The organism is Granulicella sibirica (assembly GCF_004115155.1).
In the GTDB taxonomy this organism is placed as follows: domain Bacteria; phylum Acidobacteriota; class Terriglobia; order Terriglobales; family Acidobacteriaceae; genus Edaphobacter; species Edaphobacter sibiricus.
Genome location: NZ_RDSM01000003.1, coordinates 694,829 through 715,440, shown reverse-complemented (window position 1 = coordinate 715,440; position 20,612 = coordinate 694,829). Strand labels below are relative to the sequence as shown.

Genomic DNA, 20,612 nt, shown 5'->3' with positions numbered 1-20,612 from the left:
CATCCGTCCTGCTAAAAGGCACGGACGTAGTGCTTTCCGGGGAGTTGCCGGACCCGGCCGGCGAGCTCCAGTTCGAAGAGCGCCGTAAAGATTTCGGGGGAAGCGAGGGTTCCTTCGAGCCCTTCCATGAGCTCGTCGAGCTGCAATGCCTCGTCGTGCCGGAGCCTTTCGAAGACGAGACGTTCGTGTTCGGGCAGTTTCGCCCCTTGCTCGGCGTCGGTAAATAGGGATGCAGAGGCGGGGAGTTTGGATTCATCGGCGCCGGTGGCGTGCAGGGCGTCCTCGAGTGCGAGGCGGATGTGGGAGGGCAGGTCTTCCCATATATCTTCCCAAGTGGCGGTGAGCTTGGCACCCTGCTTTATCAACGTGTTAGGCCCCCAGGCGTTGCGGTTGGTGACGTTGCCGGGGACGGCGTAGACGTCCCGGTTCTGCTCCATGGCGCAGCGTGCGGTGATGCGGGTCCCGGAGTGTTCGCCAGCCTCGATGACGAGGACGCCGACGCTCATGCCGGACAGGATGCGGTTGCGGATGGGGAAGTTCTGCGGAGCGGGAAAGGTACCGAGGGGGTACTCGCTGACGATGGCACCGCCGGTCTCGACGATCTGCTCGGCGAGGCGTTTGTTTTCCTTGGGATAAATGACGTCGATACCGGTTCCCCAGACGGCGACGGTGGCTCCGCGGGCGTCGATCGCGCCTTTGTGGGCGGCGGTATCGACGCCTCGGGCCATGCCACTGAGGATGATGAGTTTGCGGAGGGCGAGGTCGCGGGAGAGACGCTCGGCCATGCCGGCTCCGTAGGGTGTGGGCTGGCGGGTGCCGACCACGGCGATGCCGGGAAGCCCCAGGATGCCGGGATTCCCTCGGATCCATAGGACGGCGGGTGGATCGAAGATCTCGCGGAGACGCTCGGGGTAGGCGGGATCGTCGAAGGTGAGGAAAGAGCCGCCGGTATCGATGAGGCGGCGGACCTCATCCTCGGCGAGGGTGCGGGCACGGCCGTCGGCGATGAACTGGGCGGACTTGGAGGGTAGGTTGAGGGATTCGAGTTCGGTGAGCGAGGCTTCGAAGAGGAGCTCGGCCTGGCCAAGGCGCTGGACGGCTCGTGCGATGCGGGTTGGCCCCATGCCGGGGGTGAGGGTGAGGGCCATCCAGGCGAGACGGCGGGTCTCGCTGCCTGCTTGCGTTGCTTGGACCAAGCTGCCTCCGTGTGCTGCTCTGGTGGGAGTGCTTCTTTGGCGAAGAGGTTCGGTGCTTAGCGACCACCATACTCCAGTGCGGGTTGAGGGGAAAGCGCGGATTTCGGTGGAGGACCAACCTGCAAAGCGGTCGCCTCCGAGATGCCGTGTTCAAATGCTAGCGCCATTATTTTCAATGGGATTGAAACGATGGTTCCCGGGTGCCGATAGGAAGCTGAGAAAACATACATCCCCTTGCTGTCCCCGAAAGACAAAAGATTCCCATGCCTTATTCGAGACTCCTTTCTGTTGCCCTTCTGGCAATCGCGCCGCTTCTCTGCCCCGCGGAACAGCCGGCACCGAGCTCGCCGTCGAACGAGTCTTTGCCCCTGACATCTTTCCTGGTCCGGCCATATTCTTCCGGCACCGCGGCGATCTCATTCTGGCATCCGAGGCTGGACCTCCCGCTTGACCTGAAAGGATCCCGTCCCTCCGCAGACGATGGCTCCGCGGATCTCACGGCGGATACGCCCACGACCGAGGACTCGGATTCCGTATCATCTCTCACGAACATCTTCCGTCACACGAATTCGGCCCGTTGGATGATCAGCGGCCAGGCGAACATCATCTTCCAAGCCGACCCGGGCTTTCATTCCCTCTACTCCGGGCCAAACAGCTTCATCAACCGTGGGGAGTATAAGACCTCGCTGGTTGGAACGATTTACACGGGCTTCCAGGTTCGCAGCAATCCGCACAGCTCGACCGAGCTTCTGCTTGATATTGAATCGGCTGGCGGGCGGGGTCTGGGGAATGCGCTCGGCGTCGCCGGGTTTACCAATCTCGATGTCGTCCGTAACCCGAGTCTCGGGTCTTCCCCATATATCGCCCGCGCAGAGATTCATCAGACCATCGGACTTACCGACAAGATGGTAGAAGCGCAGCGCACCACAACTTCTCTTTCCACCCTGGTGCCCGAGCGGCGGATCGAGCTGCGGGCAGGCAAACTGAGCACCGCAGATCTCTTCGATAACAACGGAGTCGGCACCGACAGCCACTTACAGTTTATGAACTGGACCGTTGATAACAACGGGAGCTATGACTATGCGGCCGACACCCGTGGTTATACCTATGGAGCCTTCGGCGAGTACGACGACAAGGTCTGGTCGGTCCGCTACATGCTGGCGCTGATGCCGACGGTAGCAAACGGTCTCGATCTTGACTGGAATGTTCGGCGCGCGAGCGGTCAGAACGTGGAATTCGAACTGCGGAAGGCACCTCTCGGCTTGCTGCTGAAGAAGAGTAGAGGTGGAGTCATCCGCGCTTTGAGCTTCGTCAACCATGCCAACATGGGTCTCTATGCCGACGCGATCAAAGCCTACGAGAGCGGAGCAGACAAGACTCCGAATATTTTGCTCCATGAGCGGCTTGGAAGCGTCAAGTATGGTTTCGGGCTCAATGCCGAGCAGAGCCTTAGCGAGAATGTGCGCGGCTTTGTGAGGTTCGGCTGGAACGAAGGACAACACGAAACGTGGGCTTACACCGAGGTCGATCAGACGGCAGCGGCTGGAATGGACTACGCGGGAAGCGCATGGAAGAGGCCGCTGGACAAGATCGGGGCGGCCGTGGTCTCCAACGCGATCAGCCATGAGCACATGGAGTATCTCAAGCTGGGCGGCCTTGGTTTTCTGCTCGGGGATGGCAACTTGAACTACGGCCGCGAGAATATTGCGGAAGCCTATTACAACCTGCATGCGTGGCGTGGAGCCTACTACTCCTTCGATACCCAGGCTGTAGAAAACCCCGGCTACAACAAGGATCGCGGGCCCTTCGTTGTTTTCAGCGTGAGAATGCACGTGGACTTCTAAGTGAAGAGACAGAAGCCCTTCGATGTGCTCCCCGATACGTCAAGCCTTCACGCCCTCGAAGATTTATCGGGTCGACTCATACAACAAGATTTGAAGACTTTTATAAGCCGCGGCACGAACTCGGAGAACAGTTTGCTATGGATATGACAATCGGAAAACGCTTTATCGTGACCTCCGGAGTTTGCCTGCTCCTGATGACTCTTCTCGCAGGCATTACGATCAACGGACTTTATCAGGCCGGACAAGCAACCGATGAGCTGGGAAACAGCGAGATTCCCTCAACCCGCACCTCCATGGCACTCGCCTCGGATCTGCATCAGCTCCGGGGTGACTACTGGAAGCGCATGGCGGTCGAGGCACCGGACCGGAGGGCATCCGAAGATCTGGAGATTCGAGCCGACCGGGCCCTGCTCGCGAAGGATCTAAAGGCTTACGAACCTGGGATCGGTGACGCGGAAGATCGCGGCAACTATGAAGAGTTTACTGCCCTTGTGAATGAAGTCGATACCGCCTGGCAACAAGTTGCCGTGGTTGACGACACTGGAAAGGGAGACGAATCGGTAGACCTGTTTCTGAAGATCGCGTTTCCCAAGTATGAGCAGGCCGAGGCGGTCGTGAGCAAGATGGTGGAGTACAACAAGAGGACCGCCGACGGGAATACCGCAGCGAGCGTCTCCACCTCCTCCCACTCACTCTGGCTGGCGGTGTTGATCGGACTTACCGCGTTGCTGGGCGGCACTGCTGTCTCGTGGTTCATGGTGCGTGCGGTGAACACGACTCTGCGCGCGGCTACCCAGGAACTGGGCGAGGGAGCGAGCCAGGTTGTCAGCGCGTCCGCGCAGGTGAACTCCTCGAGCCAGTCGCTTGCTCAGGGATCGTCCGAGCAGGCGGCCACCATTGAGGAAACCTCGGCGGCGGCACACGAGATCAACTCGATGGCACAGCGCAACACGACGAACTCTCTGTCGATCGCCACCATGGTCGACTCCTCTCAACGGAGCTTTGCGGAGACAAACGTGCTGCTCGATGGCCTGCTCGAGGCGATGAGTGACATTGATGCGTCGAGCCAGAAGATCTCCAAGGTGATCAAGGTGATTGACGATATCGCCTTCCAAACCAATATCCTGGCGCTCAACGCCGCGGTTGAGGCAGCTCGGGCCGGTGAGGCCGGGATGGGTTTTGCAGTGGTTGCGGACGAGGTGCGCAGCCTCGCGCAGCGCTCGGCCTCCGCGTCCAAGGACACCGCGCTCATGATCGAAGAGTCCATTCTGAAATCCAGTCGCGGCAAGCTGAGTGTCGAGGAAGTGGCTACCGCCATCCGCACGCTGACTTCGGACTCCTCGAAGATGAAGGTGCTGGTAGACGAGATCCACCTGGGCAGTTCCGAGCAGGCGAAAGGTCTCGACCAGATCACGAACTCGATCCAGGAGATGGAGAAGGTGACGCAGAATACCGCTGCTTCCTCCGAAGAGAGTGCTTCCGCCGCAGAGGAACTGTCTGCGCAGGCGGAATCGGTGCAGTCTATCGTCCGGCGCCTTGAAGCGCTTGTGGATGGTGGCTCCGCCCGCCAGGCTCCCCGGACGACGCTGACCAGCAAAGGGCCTGCGACCCGGCCGATCCAGAAAAGGCCGGTTGCGCGCAAGCCGATGATGTCTGCCATCCCCTTGTCACCTTCCTTGCCACCGCAAAAGAGCAGCGTCAGCGCGAACGAGTTCCCCATGGAAGAAAGCTTCCAGTCTTTTTGAGAGGGCGAGTTTCGTAAATCCTGTTTCGCGAGAGTCGAGTCATCTCGACTCCCGCGAAGGCCGCTGAAAGCAAGAACGGCTGACTCGGGAGGCGATAAACTGGATGGTGTGGCTCGACTCCGTATTTCCGCGATCAATTTCCTGAATCCTGCTCCGCTGCTGTATCACTTTGAGCACTCTCCCTGGGCCGAAGAACTTGCCGCGCGCTATGACACGCGGTATACGCTACCCTCGCTTTGCGCGGCGGATCTGCATGCAGGACGGGCTGATCTTGGGCTCATTCCAGTCGCGGCGCTTACGGAGGATCTGGCGGTGGTGCCGGGATGCACGATCGCTTCGCTTGGAAAGGTGCGGTCGATTCTTCTGCTGCTGCGGCCGGGGGTGCGGCTGGAGACGGTAGAGACCGTGGCGACGGATACGGCTTCACGGAGTTCGCTGGCTTACACGCAGATCCTGTTTCGGAAGTTTGTGGGGACGGATCCAGAGTTTCTGGCACCGGCTCCGGCTGATCCTCTGGCGATGCTGGGGCAGGCGGACGCGGCGTTGCTGATCGGAGATCCGGCGCTGCTGGCGCTCGAGCGTAAGGCGGAGATCGATGGGGCGCTGGGGGCTTGTACCTGGATCGACCTGGCGGAGGAGTGGGTAGGGCGGACGGGATTGCCCTGGGTGGCGGCGGTTTGGGCGGTGAGGCCAGAGGCTTTGAATGGGGAGACGGCGGCGAGGCTGGTCGGGGATCTCACGGCTTCGCGGGATGCGGGGCTGGCGCACCGGGAGGGGCTTGTGGCCGAGTGGACTCCACGAATCGCTGTTCCGGCGGAGACGATTCGTCACTACCTTCGGCACAATATCCACTATGTGCTGACACCGGAGTGCGTGCGGGCGATCGAGTTATTTCGGGCTTACGCAGCGGAGATTGGAGCACTGCCTCCACTTGCGGAGATTCGCTTTCTCAACGCTGATGCGGGGTTTCTTCGCTCCGACGATAGAAAGCCGGTTGATTTAGCGACTTAAGCCGAGGCTCCGGCGTCTGATGAGCCATGACGCTTCTTAACGACATAGCCTTGGGGGCGGTGAGTACGCTACCTTCCGCTGCCTCGCAGGCTGTCGTTCCGGCGGCACTTGCGCTGCTCGGTCAGCACTCGAGCGCTCTGCTGAAGTTGTTCTTTTCGCTTGGGCTGTTTGGAGTCTTTCTGGTCTCGATTGTCGACTCATCCTTTGTTCCACTGCCTCTGCCTGGGTTAACGGACGTGATGGTCGTTGTCATCGCGGCGCAGCGTGGGGGATGGCCGCACCTGACGCTTCTGCTTGGGCTGGCGACGCTTGGGTCGGCAATTGGTGGATTCGTCAGCTACCAGGTTGGACAGTCGGGAGGGATGGCGTTCCTGGAGAAGCGGGTTCCGCCGCGGATCTTCAAGCGGGTGACGCAGTGGATGGAGGATCATGCGATCCTGGCAGTCGCGCTGCCGGCGATCCTTCCTCCGCCTATGCCATTGAGCGCGTTTGTGCTGGCGGCAGGCGCATTGAATATGCGGCGCAGGACGTTCATGACGACGTTTACGCTGAGCCGGCTTGGACGGCATGCGATCGCGCTTTGGCTCGGGGTTCGCTATGGGTCGGCCGTGCTTGGGCTTTGGGCGAAGTTCTCGCAGAAGTGGGCCGAGCCGATTCTAATCGTGCTCTGGTCGGGAATTCTGCTGAGCTGCGGGTTTGCGTTCTACAAGATTTACGCTACGTCGAAGTCGATCCATGGACCGGTGCGGCAGGCGGCTTCCTAGGGTTTTCCCGTCAGGACGGGCATTTGCGGATCCCACATCTCAAATGCAAGATGCGGCGCACCCAAGTGACTGAACGAAACGCAGATTCCCTTCGGGAATGACAACCAACCAGGCCAAGGCAATTCTGCTTGCATCAGGCGATGACCTGGGCGGGGGTTCTGCTCTTTGGCGTGAACTTGCGGTGATAGTAGGCGCTCGTCAGGACGATGGCAGGAACACCTATGATTGTGGGCCAGAGCCACACGTACCAGGCGTTGCCGAACCACTGCGAGAGCGTGACCGCGCTGAAGGCGGTCCAGGCGGCGATGTAGCTTCCGATGAAGTTGCCGAGGTGGGTGTACCACCAGAACATCTTCTCTTTCGGTTTGCGGACGAAGGTGAAGAGCTGGGTGGACGCGAGACGCATGCCGAGGAAGCCGAAGACGATGGCCACGATGCCGAAGTTCTGGACCCACTGCGGGCGGAAGGCTCCGAAGGCGGCGAGGCAGAAGCTGGAGGCCAAGGTGATGACGCCGGCGATCCAGTCGATGGGTTTTGCGGAACCACCGCGTGCAAGTTCTTTGAGCTTGAGGACGCGATATCCGGAGAAGGCGGAGTAGAAGCTAAAGACGGCTACGAGGGCGAGGAAGAGGACGGGGCGGTAGAGGGCCATGGGGAGCGCGGTGGCGGCGACGACTCCCATGGCCCAGAGGTAGACCATGCCCCAGCGCTTGTGCTGCTTGCCGCCTTTGGCAGTGGCGAGAGCGACGGGTGCAAGCAGGAAAGAGGTTGCGCCTGCGGTGATGTGGATCGCGAGAAAGAGCTTCATCCAAAGCGGGTCATGCGCCATGGTGTGCCTCGATTCCGGGTTTAGGTGCGTTGTGGTCTGACTTCGATGGGGCAGTTTGTTCGAGTCTGTCGAGCTCCTCTAACGTTTCGTGAGCCCAGGCGATGTTGCCGGATGCTTCGTGGCGACCCCGGCTCAGCGTGATCAGCCAGTACGGCAGCTGCGGGTCGTCCCCTGCTCGCATTCTGAGAAACTCCGCAATGCTCGTGAACATCTGGAGATCGCGTTCTTCTTTTTCGAGGAAGGTGTGGATGTGCTTGCGGTTCACGGCTGAGGTTGCGTGGGCTCCGAAGAACATCTTGAGGAGAAGCTCGTTGCGGGGGACCTCGACGGCGAAGGGGAGCTCGAGCCATTGTTGAAGGCGCTCGCGGCCCGCGCCGGTGAGGGAGTAGACGTGGCGGTCAGGCTTTCCCCGCTGGGTCTCGGTGCGCTTCGCGACCAGTCCCTCTTCGGCCATGCGGCGGAGAGTGGGGTAGATCTGGCCGTAACTTTCGCTCCAGAAGTGACCGATGGACTCGGGGATGAACTGGCGAAGATCATAGCCGGACATGGGCTTGATGCTGAGGAGGCCGAGAAGGGCGTTGACCGTCGAGTTTGAAAGCGCCTTCTTCATGTCTGCAAGATACATATCTTTTAGATATAAAGAAAGAGGAAAATCTGTGGAATGCTTCGTGGCTTAGGTCAGGCCCCGCTCCACCATGGCCACGAGCCGCTCGCCGAGAGTGAGCACCATGGCGGGGGGCATTACGTGGAGGGGTCCTTCGAGGGCCAGAAGCGCAAGGCCGTGGACGGACGACCAGGCGAGGTACTCGGCGTCTTTGCGCTGCTTCTTCGTGAGCAAGCCACTCTCCAGCATGCGATCGAGCGCGAGGGAGAGGAGTTGAAAGGGGTTCAGGCCCATCGATGCCGTGTTGGCCGGATTCTGCTCGTGGACGAGCGGGGAGACCGAAAAGGCGGTGCGAAACATGCCTGGCTCTCTCATCGCAAATCCCAAGTATCCGACGCCCACGGCCCTCAGGCTTTTTCGGGCAAATGCCTGTGGATTTCTCCACTTCGCGATGCTGCCTAGTTCCGTCTCAATCGCAGATGCGAGTTGGGCGATGCATGCGGAACGCACGGCGTCGAGCAGAGCGGCCTGGCCGGAAAAGTGTCGATAGGCTGCGTTTGGTGAGACTCCCGCCTGACGGGTCGCTTCGCGCAGAATGACCGCGTTGGGTCCGCCGACTCTGGCCATTTCGAGCCCGGCCGCTACCAGCGCGTTTCGCAGATCGCCGTGGCGAAAGGTCTCGCGTCCCTGGCTTGAGTCGTTCTTTTTCATCGTCTGTTCTTGAAGTGTAGCTCGAGAAAAAAGAATTGTGGACAGTGTTTACATACGGTAGTAGCTTGTGTGCACAGAGTTTCCTCTGACTCGATTTGCCGCAGAAAAATCACGGACAAGGAAGGTGCATGATGGCGGATGGTTTTATCTGGTACGAGCTCATTACCAACGATATGGACAAGGCAGTGGATTTCTACAAGAAGGTTGTCGAGTGGGATGTCCGCGATTCGGGCATGCCCGGCATGACTTATATGCTCTTCGGCAAAGACTCGAAGGATGTTGGCGGCATGATGACGTGGGCGGGCGCCGGTGAGACCGGGATGCCGCCTGTGTGGATGGGCCACATTCATACCGCGAAGCTCGACGAAGAGCTGAAAAGTGTCACAGCGGACGGTGGGACCATCGTCAAGCCGGCGCAGGATATTCCGGGTGTCGGTCGCTTCGCTGTCGTCTCGGACCCGCAGGAGGTGAAGTACCTGCTCTTTGAGCCTGGCGGGGCCGGGGCGCCTCCATCACGCCTGGGTCAAGGGGACGCGGGGAATGTGGGCTGGCACGAAATGCTAACCGATGATGCGGCGAAGGCTTTCGAGTACTACTCCAAGCACTACGGATGGGAGAAGGACTTTGCGCACGACATGGGTGCGATGGGCGCCTACCAGACGTTCCGCATGGAACAGCCGTTCCCCTCGGGTGGCATGATGAACCGCAAGGGGCCGGGCATGCCCGAAGGCATCCCTCCGCACTGGCAGTTCTACTTCAACGTCGACGATATCGAGGCGGCGCAGAAGCGAGTCATTGATGCGGGCGGAACAGTCACGGTGCCTCCGATGGATGTTCCGGGCGGCTCACGCATTCTGCAGGGCATCGACGACCAAGGCGGGCACTTCGCCCTGACGCAAGGGCCGAAGGCGTAAGTTATGTGTCCCTTTTGCATAGCGACTTCCGTGTGGATCGCCGTCGGTGCTGTTTCGACCGGCGGCGTTTCCCTGTTCGCAGTCGAGAACTTCAGAAAGAGGAGAGCGCGGGAGCGCGAAGAAGGAGCACGCGATGACGAGCAATGAGCAGATCGCACAGATGACGAAGCCTGCGGTGGTATCGCCGGAGGAATGGCAGACGGCCTGGCAGCAGATGCTGGTCAAGGAGAAGGAGCATACCCGGGCGCGGGATGCCCTGGCGGCGGCGAGGCGGCGCATGCCGTGGCTGGAAGTCGAGAAGGATTATGTCTTCGAGGGGCCGCAGGGTAAGGTCTTGCTGCTGGATCTGTTCGAAGGACGGCGGCAGCTTGTGCTCTATCGGGCGTTCTATGACTCGAATGTTTATGGATGGCCCGATCACGCGTGCGTTGGCTGCTCACTGGGCGCAGACCAGGTGTCGCATCTCTCGCATCTGCATGCGCGCGATACCACGCTGGCTTATGCTTCGCGGGGATCACAGGAGAACATTGCGAGTCTGAAACGGCGGATGGGATGGGACAAGATTCCGTGGTACACGATCACGGATGAGTTCGATAAGGACTTCGGTGTCGACGAGTGGCACGGGCATAATGTGTTCTTCCGGGATGAGAACGACAGGATCTTCCGCACTTACTTCATCAACAATCGCGGCGACGAGGCCATGGGCAGCTTGTGGAGTTACCTGGACATCACCGCGCTTGGACGGCAGGAAGATTGGGAGGACTCGCCGGAGGGGTATCCGAAGACGCCGCGGTATAAGTGGTGGCGGTGGCATGACGTTTACGGCAAGGAAGACAGGAAATGGTCGAATCTCGTAGATAGTGCCATGGTGACGCTGAAGCTCTGATGAACGGAGCGGGTCCTTTCGATTGCAATTCCGCTGATCCGTGGGGACAATGGGTTGACCCGAACTGGAGATGCCCAATGCCGACTTCGACCGCTGCACCGTTCCTTACGCTGGACTTCGAACACAGGGGCACTACAACAATCGTTAAGTGCCACGGCAGGCTTGTATCAGGCGTGAACGAGGGGCTTTACGCGAACGTCTCGAAGTTCATTCCGGAGTCGAAGCGGATCATTCTTGATCTGACCGATCTCTCATACATGGACAGCATGGGTCTCGGGACGCTCATGCGGCTGTATGTTTCGGCACGGGCGCATGGGTGTTCGCTCGAGCTAATCAACATCGGAAAGCGAATTCAGGATCTTCTGGAGCTGACAAATATCTGGTCGGTGTTCGCCCGGGTGGGCGAGCATGGGATCAAGTTCTAGACTAGATCTCCCACTGGAGCAGGGTGGCTCCTACGGTGAAGCCGGCGCCTACGCTGGCTAGGAGAACCAAGTCGCCTTTCTTGATACGGCCCTCGCCGATGGCGGTGTTCATGGCGAGAGGGATGGTGGCAGCGGTGGTGTTGCCGAAGCGGTCGATGTTGATGACGACGGAGGACTCGGGCATGCCGAGACGCTCGGCGGTCGAGAGGATGATGCGCTTGTTGGCCTGGTGAGGGATGAAGCAGCCGAGGTCAGCTCCGGTGACGCCGTTGCGGGTGAGGACGGTTTCGGCGGCTTCGGCCATCTTGCGGACGGCGAACTTGTAGACGGCCTGGCCGTCCTGGTGGACGAAGTGCATCTTGTGGGCGACGGTTTCCTGCGTGGCGGGGTGGAGGCTGCCGCCGCCGGGCATATTCAGCGAAGCGGCTCCAGAGCCGTCGATCTCGTGGAAGAAGTCGATGAGGCCTACTTCATCGTCAGCGCAGGGCTCGAGGAGGACGGCACCGGCTCCGTCGCCGAAGATGACGCAGGTGGAGCGGTCGGTGTAGTCGATGATGGAGCTCATGACGTCGGCGCCGATGACCATGACCTTCTTGTGGACGCCGCTTTCGATGAGCTTGGCGCCCACCTGGAGGGCGTAGGGGAAGCCGGAGCAGGCTGCGGAGAGGTCGAAGCCCCAGGCTCCCTTGGCGCCGAGCTTGTCCTGCACGAGGCAGGCGGTGGCGGGAAAGAGCATGTCGGGCGTGACGGTGGCGACGATGATGACTTCGAGGTCGGTGGCGGGGATTCCGCGCCGGGCGAGGCAGCATCTGGCGGCTTCGACGGCGAGATCGCTGGTGGCGACGCCGGGTTCGACGAGGTGACGCTCACGGATGCCGGTGCGCTCGGTGATCCACTGGTCGTTGGTCGCGACCATCTTTTCCAGGTCTGCGTTGGTCAGTAATTTGGGTGGAACGTAGGCTCCGACTGCGCTGATTTTGGCTCTGACCTGCACCCTGGGCTTCAACGTCAACTTCAATGCTTCACCTCACACGACTCAATCAGGATACAAAACTATTACAAATGAATCATCATTCACCAACTTTCGGTGGAGATGACTCAAGAGATCACAAGCTCGGCGATGTTCCGGGCGCTGCGAGCGATCTGAGCGAAGCGCTGGACGATCGGGCGCGACTCTCCGGCGAGACATGCCAGTTCGATGTTGCTGACGACCTTGACGTCGCGTAAAGGCAGGCAGACGACGTCGGGAGATGATATCCCTGCGACGCAGGCAGGGGCCACGGTGACGCCGAGGCCGGCCCCGACGAGGCGGAGAATCGTCAGCCAGTGCGAGGCTTCCTGGACGATGTGGGGGCGGAAGCCGTGGGCTTCGAAGATGGTGAGGGGCTTCTCGAAGGCCCGGGTGCCGGCGCTGCGAGGGTAGTAGACGAAGGGCTCGTCGCGGAGGTGGGCGGGGGAGATGGTCTTCTGGCGGGCGCGGGGATGGTTGGCGGGAAGGACGGCGACGAAGGGCTCGGAGAAGAGGGTGATGACGTCGAAGGCGTCAACGGGGTCGCCGTCGCGGAGGATGCCGGCGTCGAGGGTTCCTTCTTTGAGGCCGTCGATGACTTTCGCGGTGAAGGACTCGTGGAGGCGGAGGGTCACGAGCGGATATGCCTCGATATAGGCGCGGAAGATGGCGGGGAGGGTGGCGAGCATGCCCGAGCCGATGAAGCCTACGTGGAGCGATCCGACCTCGCCGCGACCGATGCTGCGGGCTTCTTCGAGGTCACGCTGGACGTTGCGGAGGGTGCGGCGGGCGGATTGCAGGAAGGCTTCGCCTGCGGTCGTCAGTGCGACGGAGCGGGAGGTGCGAGTGAAGAGGGCGTAGCCGAGGATCTCTTCGAGCTTGCGGATCTGCTGGGAGAGCGGGGGTTGGGCGAGGTGAAGGCGCAGGGCGGCGCGGCCGAAGTGCAACTCTTCGGCGACGGCGACGAAGTAGCGGAGATGGCGGAGTTCTACATCCTGATCCATACTTATTCGATACTAATCGCAAGGAACAATATATTGGACGTCTCGCTTGGACCGGAGGAGACTTGTTTCAGGTTGGAGGAACAAGCGATGCAGCAGGAACAGGTAATGGACGCGACGACTGAAACGATGGGGATCACGATACGGGAGCTTGGGCGCGGTGAGGATGGGACGGCTTTTCGGGTTTTGAACGAGGAGTGGATCACGAAGCTGTTCACGCTGGAGGCTCGGGATCGCGAGGTCCTGGGTGATCCGGAGACGCACATCCTGAGCAAGGGTGGGCATATCTACCTGGTCGAGAAGGACGGCGAGGCGGTAGGGTGCGTGGCGCTGATCCCGGAGGAGGGGCATGGGCTGTACGAGGTCTCGAAGATGGCGGTTTCGCCGACGCTGCGGGGACTTGGGATTGGGCGGAAGCTGCTGGAGTACACGATTGCGCGGGCAAGGGAGATTGGGGCCACGGCGCTCTATCTCGGCAGCAGCAAGAAGCTGAAGAACGCGGTGCATCTCTATGAGGCGCTGGGGTTCCGGCATGTGGATCCGAAGACGCTGCCGGAGGCGCCTTACTCACGGGCGGATGTGTTTATGCATATGGGACTGTAGGGTTGCTCTTGCCTTTGTGGGTGCAGAGGCAAGAGCAAAACAAGACGCAGATTCCCTGCGGGAATGACAACCAGAGAGACAAGAGCAGGACCGCGTTTTAGGCGGTTGGAGGTTCGGGTTCGAGCATCTGGAGGCAGAGGGGGCGCTCCAGCATGCAGTTCATCTTCGCCATCGCTTCGACGGCCTTGTCGATGGTGGAGTTGAGGCAGGGCTCGGTGGTGACGACGAAGGGGAGCGCGTGCTTGTCGTGGCCGGGGCGCTGGAGGATGGAGTCGATGTTGGCTCCGACCTTGGCGAGGGCTCCGGCGATGGACGAGACGATGCCGGGGCGGTCGTTGACGACGAAGCGGAGATAGTGGGGGGAGATGAAGTCTCCGGTGACTCGGCGGCGGTGAACGGGGAGTTCGACCGAGACTCCGCCCTGGGCTATGGCGAGGAGGTCCGAGACTACGGCTACGGCGGTGGGTTCGCCGCCTGCTCCTCGGCCCGAGAAGACGACGTCTCCGCCGAAGCGACCGCTGGCCACGACCATGTTCTGGGTGCCGTGCGACCACGCCATGGGCGAGGTGTGGGGGATGAGCATGGGGCCGACGCGGGCCTGGACCATGGCTCCGGCGCGCGTGCTGTCGAGCTGGGCGGTGGAGACCTGGCGGATGGTGCAGCCAAGTTCCTTGGCGTACATGAAGTCGATTTTTTCGATGGTGGAGATGGTCTGAGCGGGGACCTGGTCGGGGTCGAGCTCGGCCTGGAGGGCGATGCGGGAGAGGATGCAGAGCTTGGCGCGGGCGTCGAAGCCGTCGACGTCGGCGCTTGGGTCGGCTTCGGCGTAGCCGAGAGCCTGGGCGTCGGAGAGGACTTCGGCGTAGCCGGCTCCTGCTTCCATGCGGGTCAGCATGTAGTTGCATGTGCCGTTGAGGATGCCGCGGATGCGGGTGATGTGGTCGGCGGACTGGCCGTGCAGGAGGCCGGGAATGACGGGTACGCCACCGGCTACGGCGGCTCCGTGGATGAGTTGGACGGAGTGTGCCTTGGCGAGGCGCAGGAGACTTGCTCCGCGATAGGCGATGAGCTGCTTGTTCGCGGTGACGACGGACTTACCCAAGGTGAGGGCGGCGCGGATCCAGGCTTCGGTGGGCTTGAGGCCGCCCATGAGCTCGACGATGATGTCGACCTTGGAGGTGAGGACATCGTTGATGTTCTCGGTCCAGATGGCGTCGGCGGGGACGTACCTTGCGGCGGTCGAGAGGCGCTTGCGTTCGACGTCGCGATTATAGATATGGGTGAGTCGGAGGCCGGGGTATTTCCCTGCCGCTAATACGCGGGCGACCGAGCTGCCTACTGTTCCGAAGCCGAGGATGGCTACCTTGATTGGCCTGCCAGAAGACTTTTTGTTGACCATCTTTGCGGGGCGTTTCGTCGTCGTCATCAGTAATCGATTCTGTCGGAGAGTCTGCGCCATGCGTCGAAGCTTGCCACGGCTTCGGTGCCAAGGAGTTGCTGGGTGGGGATGGCGCGGTCGGCGATGGGCTTGATGACCTCGTCGTAGAGGAAGGAGTCATCGAAGCCTGCGTCGGCGGCGTCGGTCTTGGTGCCACCGAAGAAGATTTGCTCGCAGCGCGACCAGTAGATAGCGGCGAGGCACATGGGGCAGGGCTCGCAGCTTGTGTAGATGGCGCAGCCCTCGAGCTGGAAGTCGCCGAGCTTCTGGCAGGCGGCGCGGATCGCGAGGACCTCGGCGTGTGCGGTTGGGTCGTTGTTTTCAGTGACCCGATTGACGGCGGTGGCGATGATCTCTTCGGCGCGAACGATGACGGCTCCGAAGGGTCCGCCACGACCGGAGACGACGTTCTCAGTCGCCAGGTCGATGGCCATCTGCATGTAGTGCGCGTTGCCTTGCATCCGTGCCTTACCTCGTAGTTCGCGGAGTGCGCCGAGTCGTGGGATCATGTCGATTATGGCATACGCGTATGTGTCGAAACGGGTGGTGACCCCGGGCGGAATCCAAGCGGCGGCCTTGCTGGTGGAGGACGGGACGATCGTTTCGGTGGGTCCGGTGGAGGAGCTTCCGGCGGGATGTCCAGTGCGGGAGCTTGGGGATCTGGCGATCCTTCCGGGGCTAGTCGATACCCATGTACATATCAATGAGCCGGGGCGGACGGAGTGGGAAGGGTTCAGGACAGCTACGCGCGCGGCTGCGGCTGGAGGGTTTACGACGCTTATCGACATGCCGTTGAACTGCCTGCCGGAGACGACGACCGTGGCGGCGCTTGAGATCAAACGGAAAGCTGCGGAAGGGCAGTGCATGGTGGACTGGTCTCCGTGGGGCGGGGCGGTGGCGGACAACCAGGGAGATATCCTTCCCTTGGCGCGGGCGGGAGTTCCGGGGTTCAAGTGCTTCCTGATTTACCCGGGGTGTGATGGGTTCACGATGATCGACCGCGAGCAGCTTGAAGCGGCGCTACCGGCGATTGCGGAAAGTGGACTTCCTCTGTTGGTGCATGCAGAACTGGCTGGACCGATCGATCGTGCGGCTGCTTCGCTTGAGGCAGCGGACTGGCGGAAGTATGAGACTTACTTAGCATCAAGACCGGATGATGCGGAGCTTGAGGCTATTCGCATGCTGATCGGGCTTTGCCGGGAGTATGGGTTTCGGCTGCATATCGTACATCTTTCGACGGCGCTTGCACTGGCTGAACTGCGGGATGCCAAGGCTGAGGGATTGCCGATTACGGTCGAGACGTGTCCACACTATCTTTACTTCGCGGCGGAGCATGTCGCGGATGGGAATACGCTGCTGAAGTGTGCGCCTCCGATTCGGGATGAGGCGAACCGTGAGGCACTTTGGGAGGGGCTGCGGGATGGGACGATCGATCTGATTGCCACGGATCACTCGCCTTGTCCGCCGGAGATGAAGCGGCTGAACGAAGGGCGGTTCGATCGGGCGTGGGGTGGGATTGCAAGTTTGTCAGTTGCGCTGCCGGTGGTTTGGAAGGAGGCTTCCCAGCGTGGGTTCGGGCTTGCGGACGTGGTGCGGTGGATGAGTTATGAGCCAGCGAAGCTTGCGGGGATGAGTGAGCGGGCGGGTGCGTTGGCTGCGGGACGTGAGGCTAACTTTACGGTCTTCGATCCGGAGGCTGCTTTTGCGGTGACACCGGAAGACCTGCACTTTCGGCATGCGATCTCGCCCTATGTGGGTGAGACGCTGCGGGGCAAGGTGGTTGAGACCTGGCTGCGAGGGATGCCGGTGTTCGCATTTGGGGCCTTCCCGTCTGCGCCACGTGGAGTGGAGATCACGCTTGCGGTGAAAGCTGACGTATCCTAGTCGAGCCTATGCCGCCGATGCTCAATCGATGGAACGCGCTTGCTCCCGATGCTGCCGCTGCGGCGATCCTTCCCTGCTGCGGGTCGACTGCCTGGGCTGCGGGGGTAGCTGCTGCTCGTCCGGTAGAGACGGCTGACGCTTTGTACGAGTTATCGGACGTGGTGTGGAGGGAGTTACCGCGCGAGGCTTGGCTGGAGGCTTTTGCGAGCCATCCGCGGATTGGGCAGAAGCATGCCGTGGCGACGGCGCAGTCGCTTGCGTGGTCGGATGGGGAGCAGAGTGCGGCTAACCCGGATGAGCTTGCCAAGGCTGCTCTGGCTGAAGGCAACAGGGCTTATGAGGATCGGTTTCAGCGTATCTTTATCGTCTGTGCTACCGGCAGGTCGGCCACGGAGATGCTTGCGATTTTGCACCAACGCATGAAGAACGACCCCGAGACGGAACTGCTCGAGGCCGCGGAACAGCAACGACAGATTACCCAACTCCGCCTGCGGAAGTGGCTGGAACAGGACTGAAGGAACCACGATGGGCATTTCGACACATATCCTCGATACCTCGCTCGGCCGTCCCGCCGCCAATGTTCCCGTGTCGCTGGCGCGTGCGGGAGAAAACAAACGGTGGGTTCCGTTGAACCAGATGGTGACCGATGCAGATGGCCGGTGCAGGTCTTTGCTGCCGGAGGATGAGGCACTGACGCCGGGAGTGTATATCGTTCACTTCGATACGGCTTCGTATTATGAGGCGCAAGAAGTGCCGGGACTTTATCCGTATGTGCAGATCGTGTTTACGGTCGAGGCGGGACAGGCGCACTACCATATCCCTCTCCTGCTGACGGCTAATGGATATACGACTTATCGGGGGACCTAACTTGATTGAGCTGATTGAGAATCGCTACGGCAAGTCGCGCGTTCGGCTGGTGAAGGTGACGCGGCATAACGGGCACCATGATTTGTATGAGTGGACGGTCGAGGTGCTGCTCGAAGGGGACTTCGACTCGGCGCACCGCGTTGGGGATAACAGCAACCTGCTGCCGACGGACACGATGAAGAACACTGTGTACTCGCTGGCGCGGTCGTCATCGGCGACGAGTATTGAGAAGTTCGCGGGGGAGTTGGCTTCGTTTCTGCTGGAGCGGAATTCGCAGGTGTCGGCTGTGCTCGTCAAGGTGGAAAGCGTGCTTTGGAAGAGGCTTACCGTCGATGGTCAGCCGCATCCGGATTCGTTCCTGCGTGGGAGCAACGAGCGCCAGGTGACGCGGCTTCGACTGGAGCGGTCGAGGGACTGCACGATCAACTCGGGCTTCGAAGAGTTAGTGGTGATGAAGACAGCCAAGTCGGGCTTCGAGGGGTATATCAAGGACTCGCTGACGACGCTGAAGGAGACGAACGACCGGCTGTTTGGGACGGCGGTTTCGGCGGACTGGAACTACATCGAGGCGGTAACGTGTGGCACCGACATCGACTTCAAGGCGCTGCACCATGATGTGCGCGAGACAATGCTGAAGGCGTTCGCGGATCATGAGAGCCTGTCGGTGCAACATACGCTGTTTGCCATGGCGGAGGCGGCGCTGAACGGGTTCGACGCGATCGAGGAGATACACATGGTGATGCCGAACAAGCATTGCCTTCTGGTCGACCTGAGCCGGTTCGGGCAGGATAATCCGAACGAGATCTTCGTGCCGACGGATGAGCCGCATGGGACGATCGAGGCTCGGCTGCGGCGCGAGTAGATGATCAAGCTGAGCGATAGGCGGGAGATGGCGGCGCGGGTGGTGGCGCGGTGCCGCGAGTTGGCGGCTTACTCCGAGGTTGCTGGGGAGACTACGCGGACTTTTCTGTCGGAGCCGATGCGTGAGGTTCACAGGCTGGTTGCGGGATGGATGACGAGCGCGGGGATGGCGGTGACCGTCGATGCGATTGGGAATGTGCGTGGGGTGTTTGGGGGTGCTGGGGCGCCTCGGCTGATCATCGCTTCACATCTCGATACGGTTCCGAATGCGGGGGCGTTCGATGGGATTCTTGGGGTAATGCTTGGAATTGCTGTCGTTGAGGCTTTCGCGGGCGCAGGCTTGCCCATTGCGATCGAGGTGATTGGGTTCTCGGAAGAGGAAGGGGTTCGGTTTCGGAGGCCTTTCCTGGGGAGTATGGCTCTTGTGGGGACTCTGGATGAAATGACGCTTGGGGTAAAAGATACAAACGCAGTTACAGTTTCGGATGCGGTGCGGGGATTCGGGCTTGACCCGTCACGGATGGGGGAAGCGCGCCTATCTCCGGTGACAAAGGGCTACCTGGAGTTTCATATCGAGCAGGGTCCAGTGCTCGAGAGTCTAGGGCGGGCGCTTGGCGTGGTGACGGCCCTGGTGGGGCAGACTCGGCTGGAGTTTACGTTCGCCGGACACAGCAATCATGCGGGGACTACGCCGATGCATCTTCGCCGGGATGCTCTGGCCGCAGCTTCGGCGTGGGTGGTTGCGGTGGAAGAGTTAGCTCGCGGGACGGATGGGCTGGTGGCGACCGTTGGACGGATCGAGGCGTTTCCGGGGGCTGGGAATGTTGTTCCGGGTAAGGTGACGGCGCTGCTGGATGTGCGGCATGCGGAGGATTGGGTTCGTGGCGAAGCAGTTGGGCGGTTGATGGATGCGGCTGCTTCGGCGGGTGCTAAGCGTGGGGTTGCGGTGTCGCATCGGGTGCTGATGGAGCAGGCTGCGGTTGGTTTGGATGTGGGGTTGACGGGGATGCTGGAGGAGGCGATGCGCAACATCGGGGAAGCGCCGGTGCTGCTTGCCAGTGGGGCGGGCCATGATGCGATGATCGTGGCTCCACATGTTGCTTCGGTGATGCTGTTTGTGCGGAGTCCGGGGGGGATTAGTCATCATCCGGATGAGGATGTTCTGCTGGAGGATGTTGACGCGGCGCTTGCGGTGGGGGTCGAGTTTGTGAGGCTGGTGGCTGCGGCTTATTAGGGAACGAGGGACTGTTTCGGGAACGAGGGACTATGCATCATCTTGGACATACGCGCAGTGCGCATCATCGGGACCATCTTCTGCATACGCCGGATGCGTTTATCCGGACTCCTTTGCCTGGACTGGAGAAGGGGATGGCGATCGTGCATGCTTCTCCGGCGGGTGGGGCGGGGTTTACGCAGTACACGGTGGAGTTGGAAGCAGGTGGGGTGCTCGCTGAGAGCGGGCTCGCCGGGGTGCAGCGGTTTGTTTATGTTGTGTATGGTGCGGTGGATCTTGCCTCCGACGCTACGTTTCGGCAGCTAACGGCAGATGGGTTTGCTTATATTCCACCCGATACCGCTCACACAATAACCGCCAACGCAGATGCCGTATTACAGGTGATCGAAAAGCCTTTTACCGGGGTTGGCGATGTCGTGCCGCCGCGTTTGTTTACGGGGAATGAGAGGGCGGTTGCAGGGGTTCCTCTTGCGGGGGATGAGGGCCTCGAGGTGCGGGCGTTGTTGCCTGCGGATTTTGCCCAGGACTTCGCGGTGAACACGATGACGTATGCGCCGGGGGCGGCGCTCAGCTTGGTTGAGGTGCATGTGATGGAGCATGGGCTGATGATGCTTGCGGGGGGCGGGATCTATCGGCTTGGGGAGCATTGGTATCCGGTGACGGCTGGGGACTTTATCTGGATGGGACCGTACTGTCCGCAGTGGTTCGGCGCGCTTGGAAAGACGCCGGCAAAGTATCTTATCTACAAGGATTTCAATCGCCACCCTCTGGCGTAGGAACGGGAGT

Annotated in this window: 22 protein-coding genes; 14 read left to right on the top strand and 8 right to left on the bottom strand. The window is 60.9% G+C overall.

The features are described from left to right. Positions 1 to 11 precede the first annotated feature (11 nt). On the bottom strand, positions 12 to 1,148 hold the full coding sequence (gene dprA, locus GRAN_RS19590) for a DNA-processing protein DprA (RefSeq protein WP_128915123.1): 1,137 nt from the start codon (positions 1,146 to 1,148) through the stop codon (positions 12 to 14). Between the two features lie 410 nt (positions 1,149 to 1,558). On the opposite strand from dprA, the gene GRAN_RS19585 reads away from it, so the two are divergent. From GRAN_RS19585 to GRAN_RS19570, 4 genes are all read left to right on the top strand, one after another. Next, complete coding sequence (locus GRAN_RS19585) at positions 1,559 to 3,040, top strand: carbohydrate porin (protein ID WP_241655034.1); 1,482 nt, start codon at positions 1,559 to 1,561, stop codon at positions 3,038 to 3,040. A gap of 137 nt (positions 3,041 to 3,177) precedes the next feature. Beyond that, positions 3,178 to 4,785: a HAMP domain-containing methyl-accepting chemotaxis protein gene (locus GRAN_RS19580; protein ID WP_128914711.1), complete on the top strand. Its 1,608-nt coding sequence runs from the start codon at positions 3,178 to 3,180 to the stop codon at positions 4,783 to 4,785. Positions 4,786 to 4,893: 108 nt separating this feature from the next. Further along, positions 4,894 to 5,796 (top strand): menaquinone biosynthetic enzyme MqnA/MqnD family protein, encoded by a 903-nt coding sequence (locus GRAN_RS19575; RefSeq protein ID WP_128914710.1) that lies wholly within the window; start codon positions 4,894 to 4,896, stop codon positions 5,794 to 5,796. Between the two features lie 26 nt (positions 5,797 to 5,822). Next, a complete protein-coding gene (locus tag GRAN_RS19570) occupies positions 5,823 to 6,560 on the top strand; it encodes a YqaA family protein (protein ID WP_128914709.1) in 738 nt (245 codons plus the stop codon). Between the two features lie 133 nt (positions 6,561 to 6,693). Here GRAN_RS19570 and GRAN_RS19565 read toward each other — a convergent pair whose 3' ends face one another. The 3 genes from GRAN_RS19565 to GRAN_RS19555 are packed head-to-tail and all read right to left on the bottom strand — an operon-like array spanning position 6,694 to position 8,704. Then, positions 6,694 to 7,368, bottom strand: coding sequence for a DUF2306 domain-containing protein (locus GRAN_RS19565; protein ID WP_241655033.1), 675 nt, complete (start codon positions 7,366 to 7,368; stop codon positions 6,694 to 6,696). Between the two features lie 10 nt (positions 7,369 to 7,378). Next, positions 7,379 to 8,014: a PadR family transcriptional regulator gene (locus tag GRAN_RS19560; RefSeq protein ID WP_241655032.1), complete on the bottom strand. Its 636-nt coding sequence runs from the start codon at positions 8,012 to 8,014 to the stop codon at positions 7,379 to 7,381. Positions 8,015 to 8,062: 48 nt separating this feature from the next. Next, on the bottom strand, positions 8,063 to 8,704 hold the full coding sequence (locus GRAN_RS19555; RefSeq protein ID WP_128914707.1) for a TetR/AcrR family transcriptional regulator: 642 nt from the start codon (positions 8,702 to 8,704) through the stop codon (positions 8,063 to 8,065). Between the two features lie 128 nt (positions 8,705 to 8,832). Between GRAN_RS19555 and GRAN_RS19550 the strand changes: the two genes are divergently transcribed. The 3 genes from GRAN_RS19550 to GRAN_RS19540 all read left to right on the top strand — a co-directional run bounded on the left by GRAN_RS19550 (position 8,833) and on the right by GRAN_RS19540 (position 10,929). Continuing rightward, positions 8,833 to 9,618, top strand: coding sequence for a VOC family protein (locus GRAN_RS19550; protein ID WP_241655031.1), 786 nt, complete (start codon positions 8,833 to 8,835; stop codon positions 9,616 to 9,618). A gap of 133 nt (positions 9,619 to 9,751) precedes the next feature. Continuing rightward, complete coding sequence (locus tag GRAN_RS19545) at positions 9,752 to 10,504, top strand: DUF899 domain-containing protein (RefSeq protein WP_128914705.1); 753 nt, start codon at positions 9,752 to 9,754, stop codon at positions 10,502 to 10,504. A gap of 77 nt (positions 10,505 to 10,581) precedes the next feature. Further along, positions 10,582 to 10,929 carry an STAS domain-containing protein gene (locus GRAN_RS19540; protein ID WP_128914704.1) on the top strand — a complete coding sequence of 116 codons (348 nt, stop codon included), beginning with the start codon at positions 10,582 to 10,584 and terminating at the stop codon, positions 10,927 to 10,929. Between the two features lies 1 nt (position 10,930). On the opposite strand, the gene GRAN_RS19535 is transcribed toward GRAN_RS19540, so the two are convergent. Both GRAN_RS19535 and GRAN_RS19530 read right to left on the bottom strand, forming a co-directional pair. Next, positions 10,931 to 11,947, bottom strand: coding sequence for a beta-ketoacyl-ACP synthase III (locus GRAN_RS19535; RefSeq protein ID WP_128914703.1), 1,017 nt, complete (start codon positions 11,945 to 11,947; stop codon positions 10,931 to 10,933). An 80-nt stretch (positions 11,948 to 12,027) separates the two neighbouring features. Continuing rightward, positions 12,028 to 12,942, bottom strand: coding sequence for a LysR substrate-binding domain-containing protein (locus GRAN_RS19530; RefSeq protein ID WP_128914702.1), 915 nt, complete (start codon positions 12,940 to 12,942; stop codon positions 12,028 to 12,030). Between the two features lie 87 nt (positions 12,943 to 13,029). On the opposite strand from GRAN_RS19530, the gene GRAN_RS19525 reads away from it, so the two are divergent. Beyond that, positions 13,030 to 13,542 carry a GNAT family N-acetyltransferase gene (locus GRAN_RS19525; protein ID WP_241655030.1) on the top strand — a complete coding sequence of 171 codons (513 nt, stop codon included), beginning with the start codon at positions 13,030 to 13,032 and terminating at the stop codon, positions 13,540 to 13,542. A 97-nt stretch (positions 13,543 to 13,639) separates the two neighbouring features. Here the strand turns inward: GRAN_RS19525 and GRAN_RS19520 are convergent, their stop codons facing one another. Next, complete coding sequence (locus GRAN_RS19520) at positions 13,640 to 14,968, bottom strand: homoserine dehydrogenase (protein ID WP_128914701.1); 1,329 nt, start codon at positions 14,966 to 14,968, stop codon at positions 13,640 to 13,642. Beyond that, positions 14,968 to 15,441: a nucleoside deaminase gene (locus tag GRAN_RS19515; RefSeq protein WP_128914700.1), complete on the bottom strand. Its 474-nt coding sequence runs from the start codon at positions 15,439 to 15,441 to the stop codon at positions 14,968 to 14,970. The genes GRAN_RS19520 and GRAN_RS19515 overlap by 1 nt, the downstream gene beginning before the upstream one ends. 46 nt (positions 15,442 to 15,487) lie before the next feature. Here GRAN_RS19515 and allB point away from each other — a divergent pair, with 46 nt between their 5' ends. From allB to allE, 6 genes are read left to right on the top strand one after another with little or no spacing between them, the layout of a single operon-like run. After that, positions 15,488 to 16,864 carry an allantoinase AllB gene (allB, locus tag GRAN_RS19510; protein ID WP_241655029.1) on the top strand — a complete coding sequence of 459 codons (1,377 nt, stop codon included), beginning with the start codon at positions 15,488 to 15,490 and terminating at the stop codon, positions 16,862 to 16,864. An 8-nt stretch (positions 16,865 to 16,872) separates the two neighbouring features. Next, positions 16,873 to 17,379, top strand: a complete 507-nt coding sequence (uraD, locus tag GRAN_RS19505) for a 2-oxo-4-hydroxy-4-carboxy-5-ureidoimidazoline decarboxylase (protein ID WP_128914699.1) — start codon at positions 16,873 to 16,875, stop codon at positions 17,377 to 17,379. A gap of 10 nt (positions 17,380 to 17,389) precedes the next feature. Continuing rightward, complete coding sequence (uraH, locus tag GRAN_RS19500; protein WP_128914698.1) at positions 17,390 to 17,731, top strand: hydroxyisourate hydrolase; 342 nt, start codon at positions 17,390 to 17,392, stop codon at positions 17,729 to 17,731. A 1-nt stretch (position 17,732) separates the two neighbouring features. Then, the gene (gene pucL / locus GRAN_RS19495) at positions 17,733 to 18,593 is read left to right on the top strand and encodes a factor-independent urate hydroxylase (protein WP_128914697.1); all 861 of its coding nucleotides are present in this window, start codon (positions 17,733 to 17,735) and stop codon (positions 18,591 to 18,593) included. Further along, the gene (locus GRAN_RS19490) at positions 18,594 to 19,826 is read left to right on the top strand and encodes an allantoate amidohydrolase (RefSeq protein WP_192898040.1); all 1,233 of its coding nucleotides are present in this window, start codon (positions 18,594 to 18,596) and stop codon (positions 19,824 to 19,826) included. It abuts the gene before it with no gap. Positions 19,827 to 19,858: 32 nt separating this feature from the next. Next, positions 19,859 to 20,602, top strand: coding sequence for a (S)-ureidoglycine aminohydrolase (gene allE / locus GRAN_RS19485; RefSeq protein ID WP_128914696.1), 744 nt, complete (start codon positions 19,859 to 19,861; stop codon positions 20,600 to 20,602). Positions 20,603 to 20,612: the final 10 nt, after the last annotated feature.

Bases quoted from the DNA above. Each gene is read 5' to 3' on its own strand.
- GRAN_RS19555 (WP_128914707.1), bottom strand. From the start codon at position 8,704: ATGAAAAAGAACGACTCAAGCCAGGGACGCGAGACCTTTCGCCACGGC.
- uraH (WP_128914698.1), top strand. From the start codon at position 17,390: ATGGGCATTTCGACACATATCCTCGATACCTCGCTCGGCCGTCCCGCC.
- GRAN_RS19580 (WP_128914711.1), top strand. From the start codon at position 3,178: ATGGATATGACAATCGGAAAACGCTTTATCGTGACCTCCGGAGTTTGC.
- GRAN_RS19540 (WP_128914704.1), top strand. From the start codon at position 10,582: ATGCCGACTTCGACCGCTGCACCGTTCCTTACGCTGGACTTCGAACAC.
- GRAN_RS19490 (WP_192898040.1), top strand. From the start codon at position 18,594: ATGATCAAGCTGAGCGATAGGCGGGAGATGGCGGCGCGGGTGGTGGCG.
- GRAN_RS19550 (WP_241655031.1), top strand. From the start codon at position 8,833: ATGATGGCGGATGGTTTTATCTGGTACGAGCTCATTACCAACGATATG.
- GRAN_RS19525 (WP_241655030.1), top strand. From the start codon at position 13,030: ATGCAGCAGGAACAGGTAATGGACGCGACGACTGAAACGATGGGGATC.
- GRAN_RS19530 (WP_128914702.1), bottom strand. From the start codon at position 12,942: ATGGATCAGGATGTAGAACTCCGCCATCTCCGCTACTTCGTCGCCGTC.
- GRAN_RS19515 (WP_128914700.1), bottom strand. From the start codon at position 15,441: ATGCAAGGCAACGCGCACTACATGCAGATGGCCATCGACCTGGCGACT.
- GRAN_RS19570 (WP_128914709.1), top strand. From the start codon at position 5,823: ATGACGCTTCTTAACGACATAGCCTTGGGGGCGGTGAGTACGCTACCT.
- uraD (WP_128914699.1), top strand. From the start codon at position 16,873: ATGCCGCCGATGCTCAATCGATGGAACGCGCTTGCTCCCGATGCTGCC.
- allE (WP_128914696.1), top strand. From the start codon at position 19,859: ATGCATCATCTTGGACATACGCGCAGTGCGCATCATCGGGACCATCTT.
- GRAN_RS19545 (WP_128914705.1), top strand. From the start codon at position 9,752: ATGACGAGCAATGAGCAGATCGCACAGATGACGAAGCCTGCGGTGGTA.
- GRAN_RS19565 (WP_241655033.1), bottom strand. From the start codon at position 7,368: ATGAAGCTCTTTCTCGCGATCCACATCACCGCAGGCGCAACCTCTTTC.
- GRAN_RS19520 (WP_128914701.1), bottom strand. From the start codon at position 14,968: ATGACGACGACGAAACGCCCCGCAAAGATGGTCAACAAAAAGTCTTCT.
- GRAN_RS19560 (WP_241655032.1), bottom strand. From the start codon at position 8,014: ATGTATCTTGCAGACATGAAGAAGGCGCTTTCAAACTCGACGGTCAAC.
- dprA (WP_128915123.1), bottom strand. From the start codon at position 1,148: ATGGCCCTCACCCTCACCCCCGGCATGGGGCCAACCCGCATCGCACGA.
- allB (WP_241655029.1), top strand. From the start codon at position 15,488: ATGTCGATTATGGCATACGCGTATGTGTCGAAACGGGTGGTGACCCCG.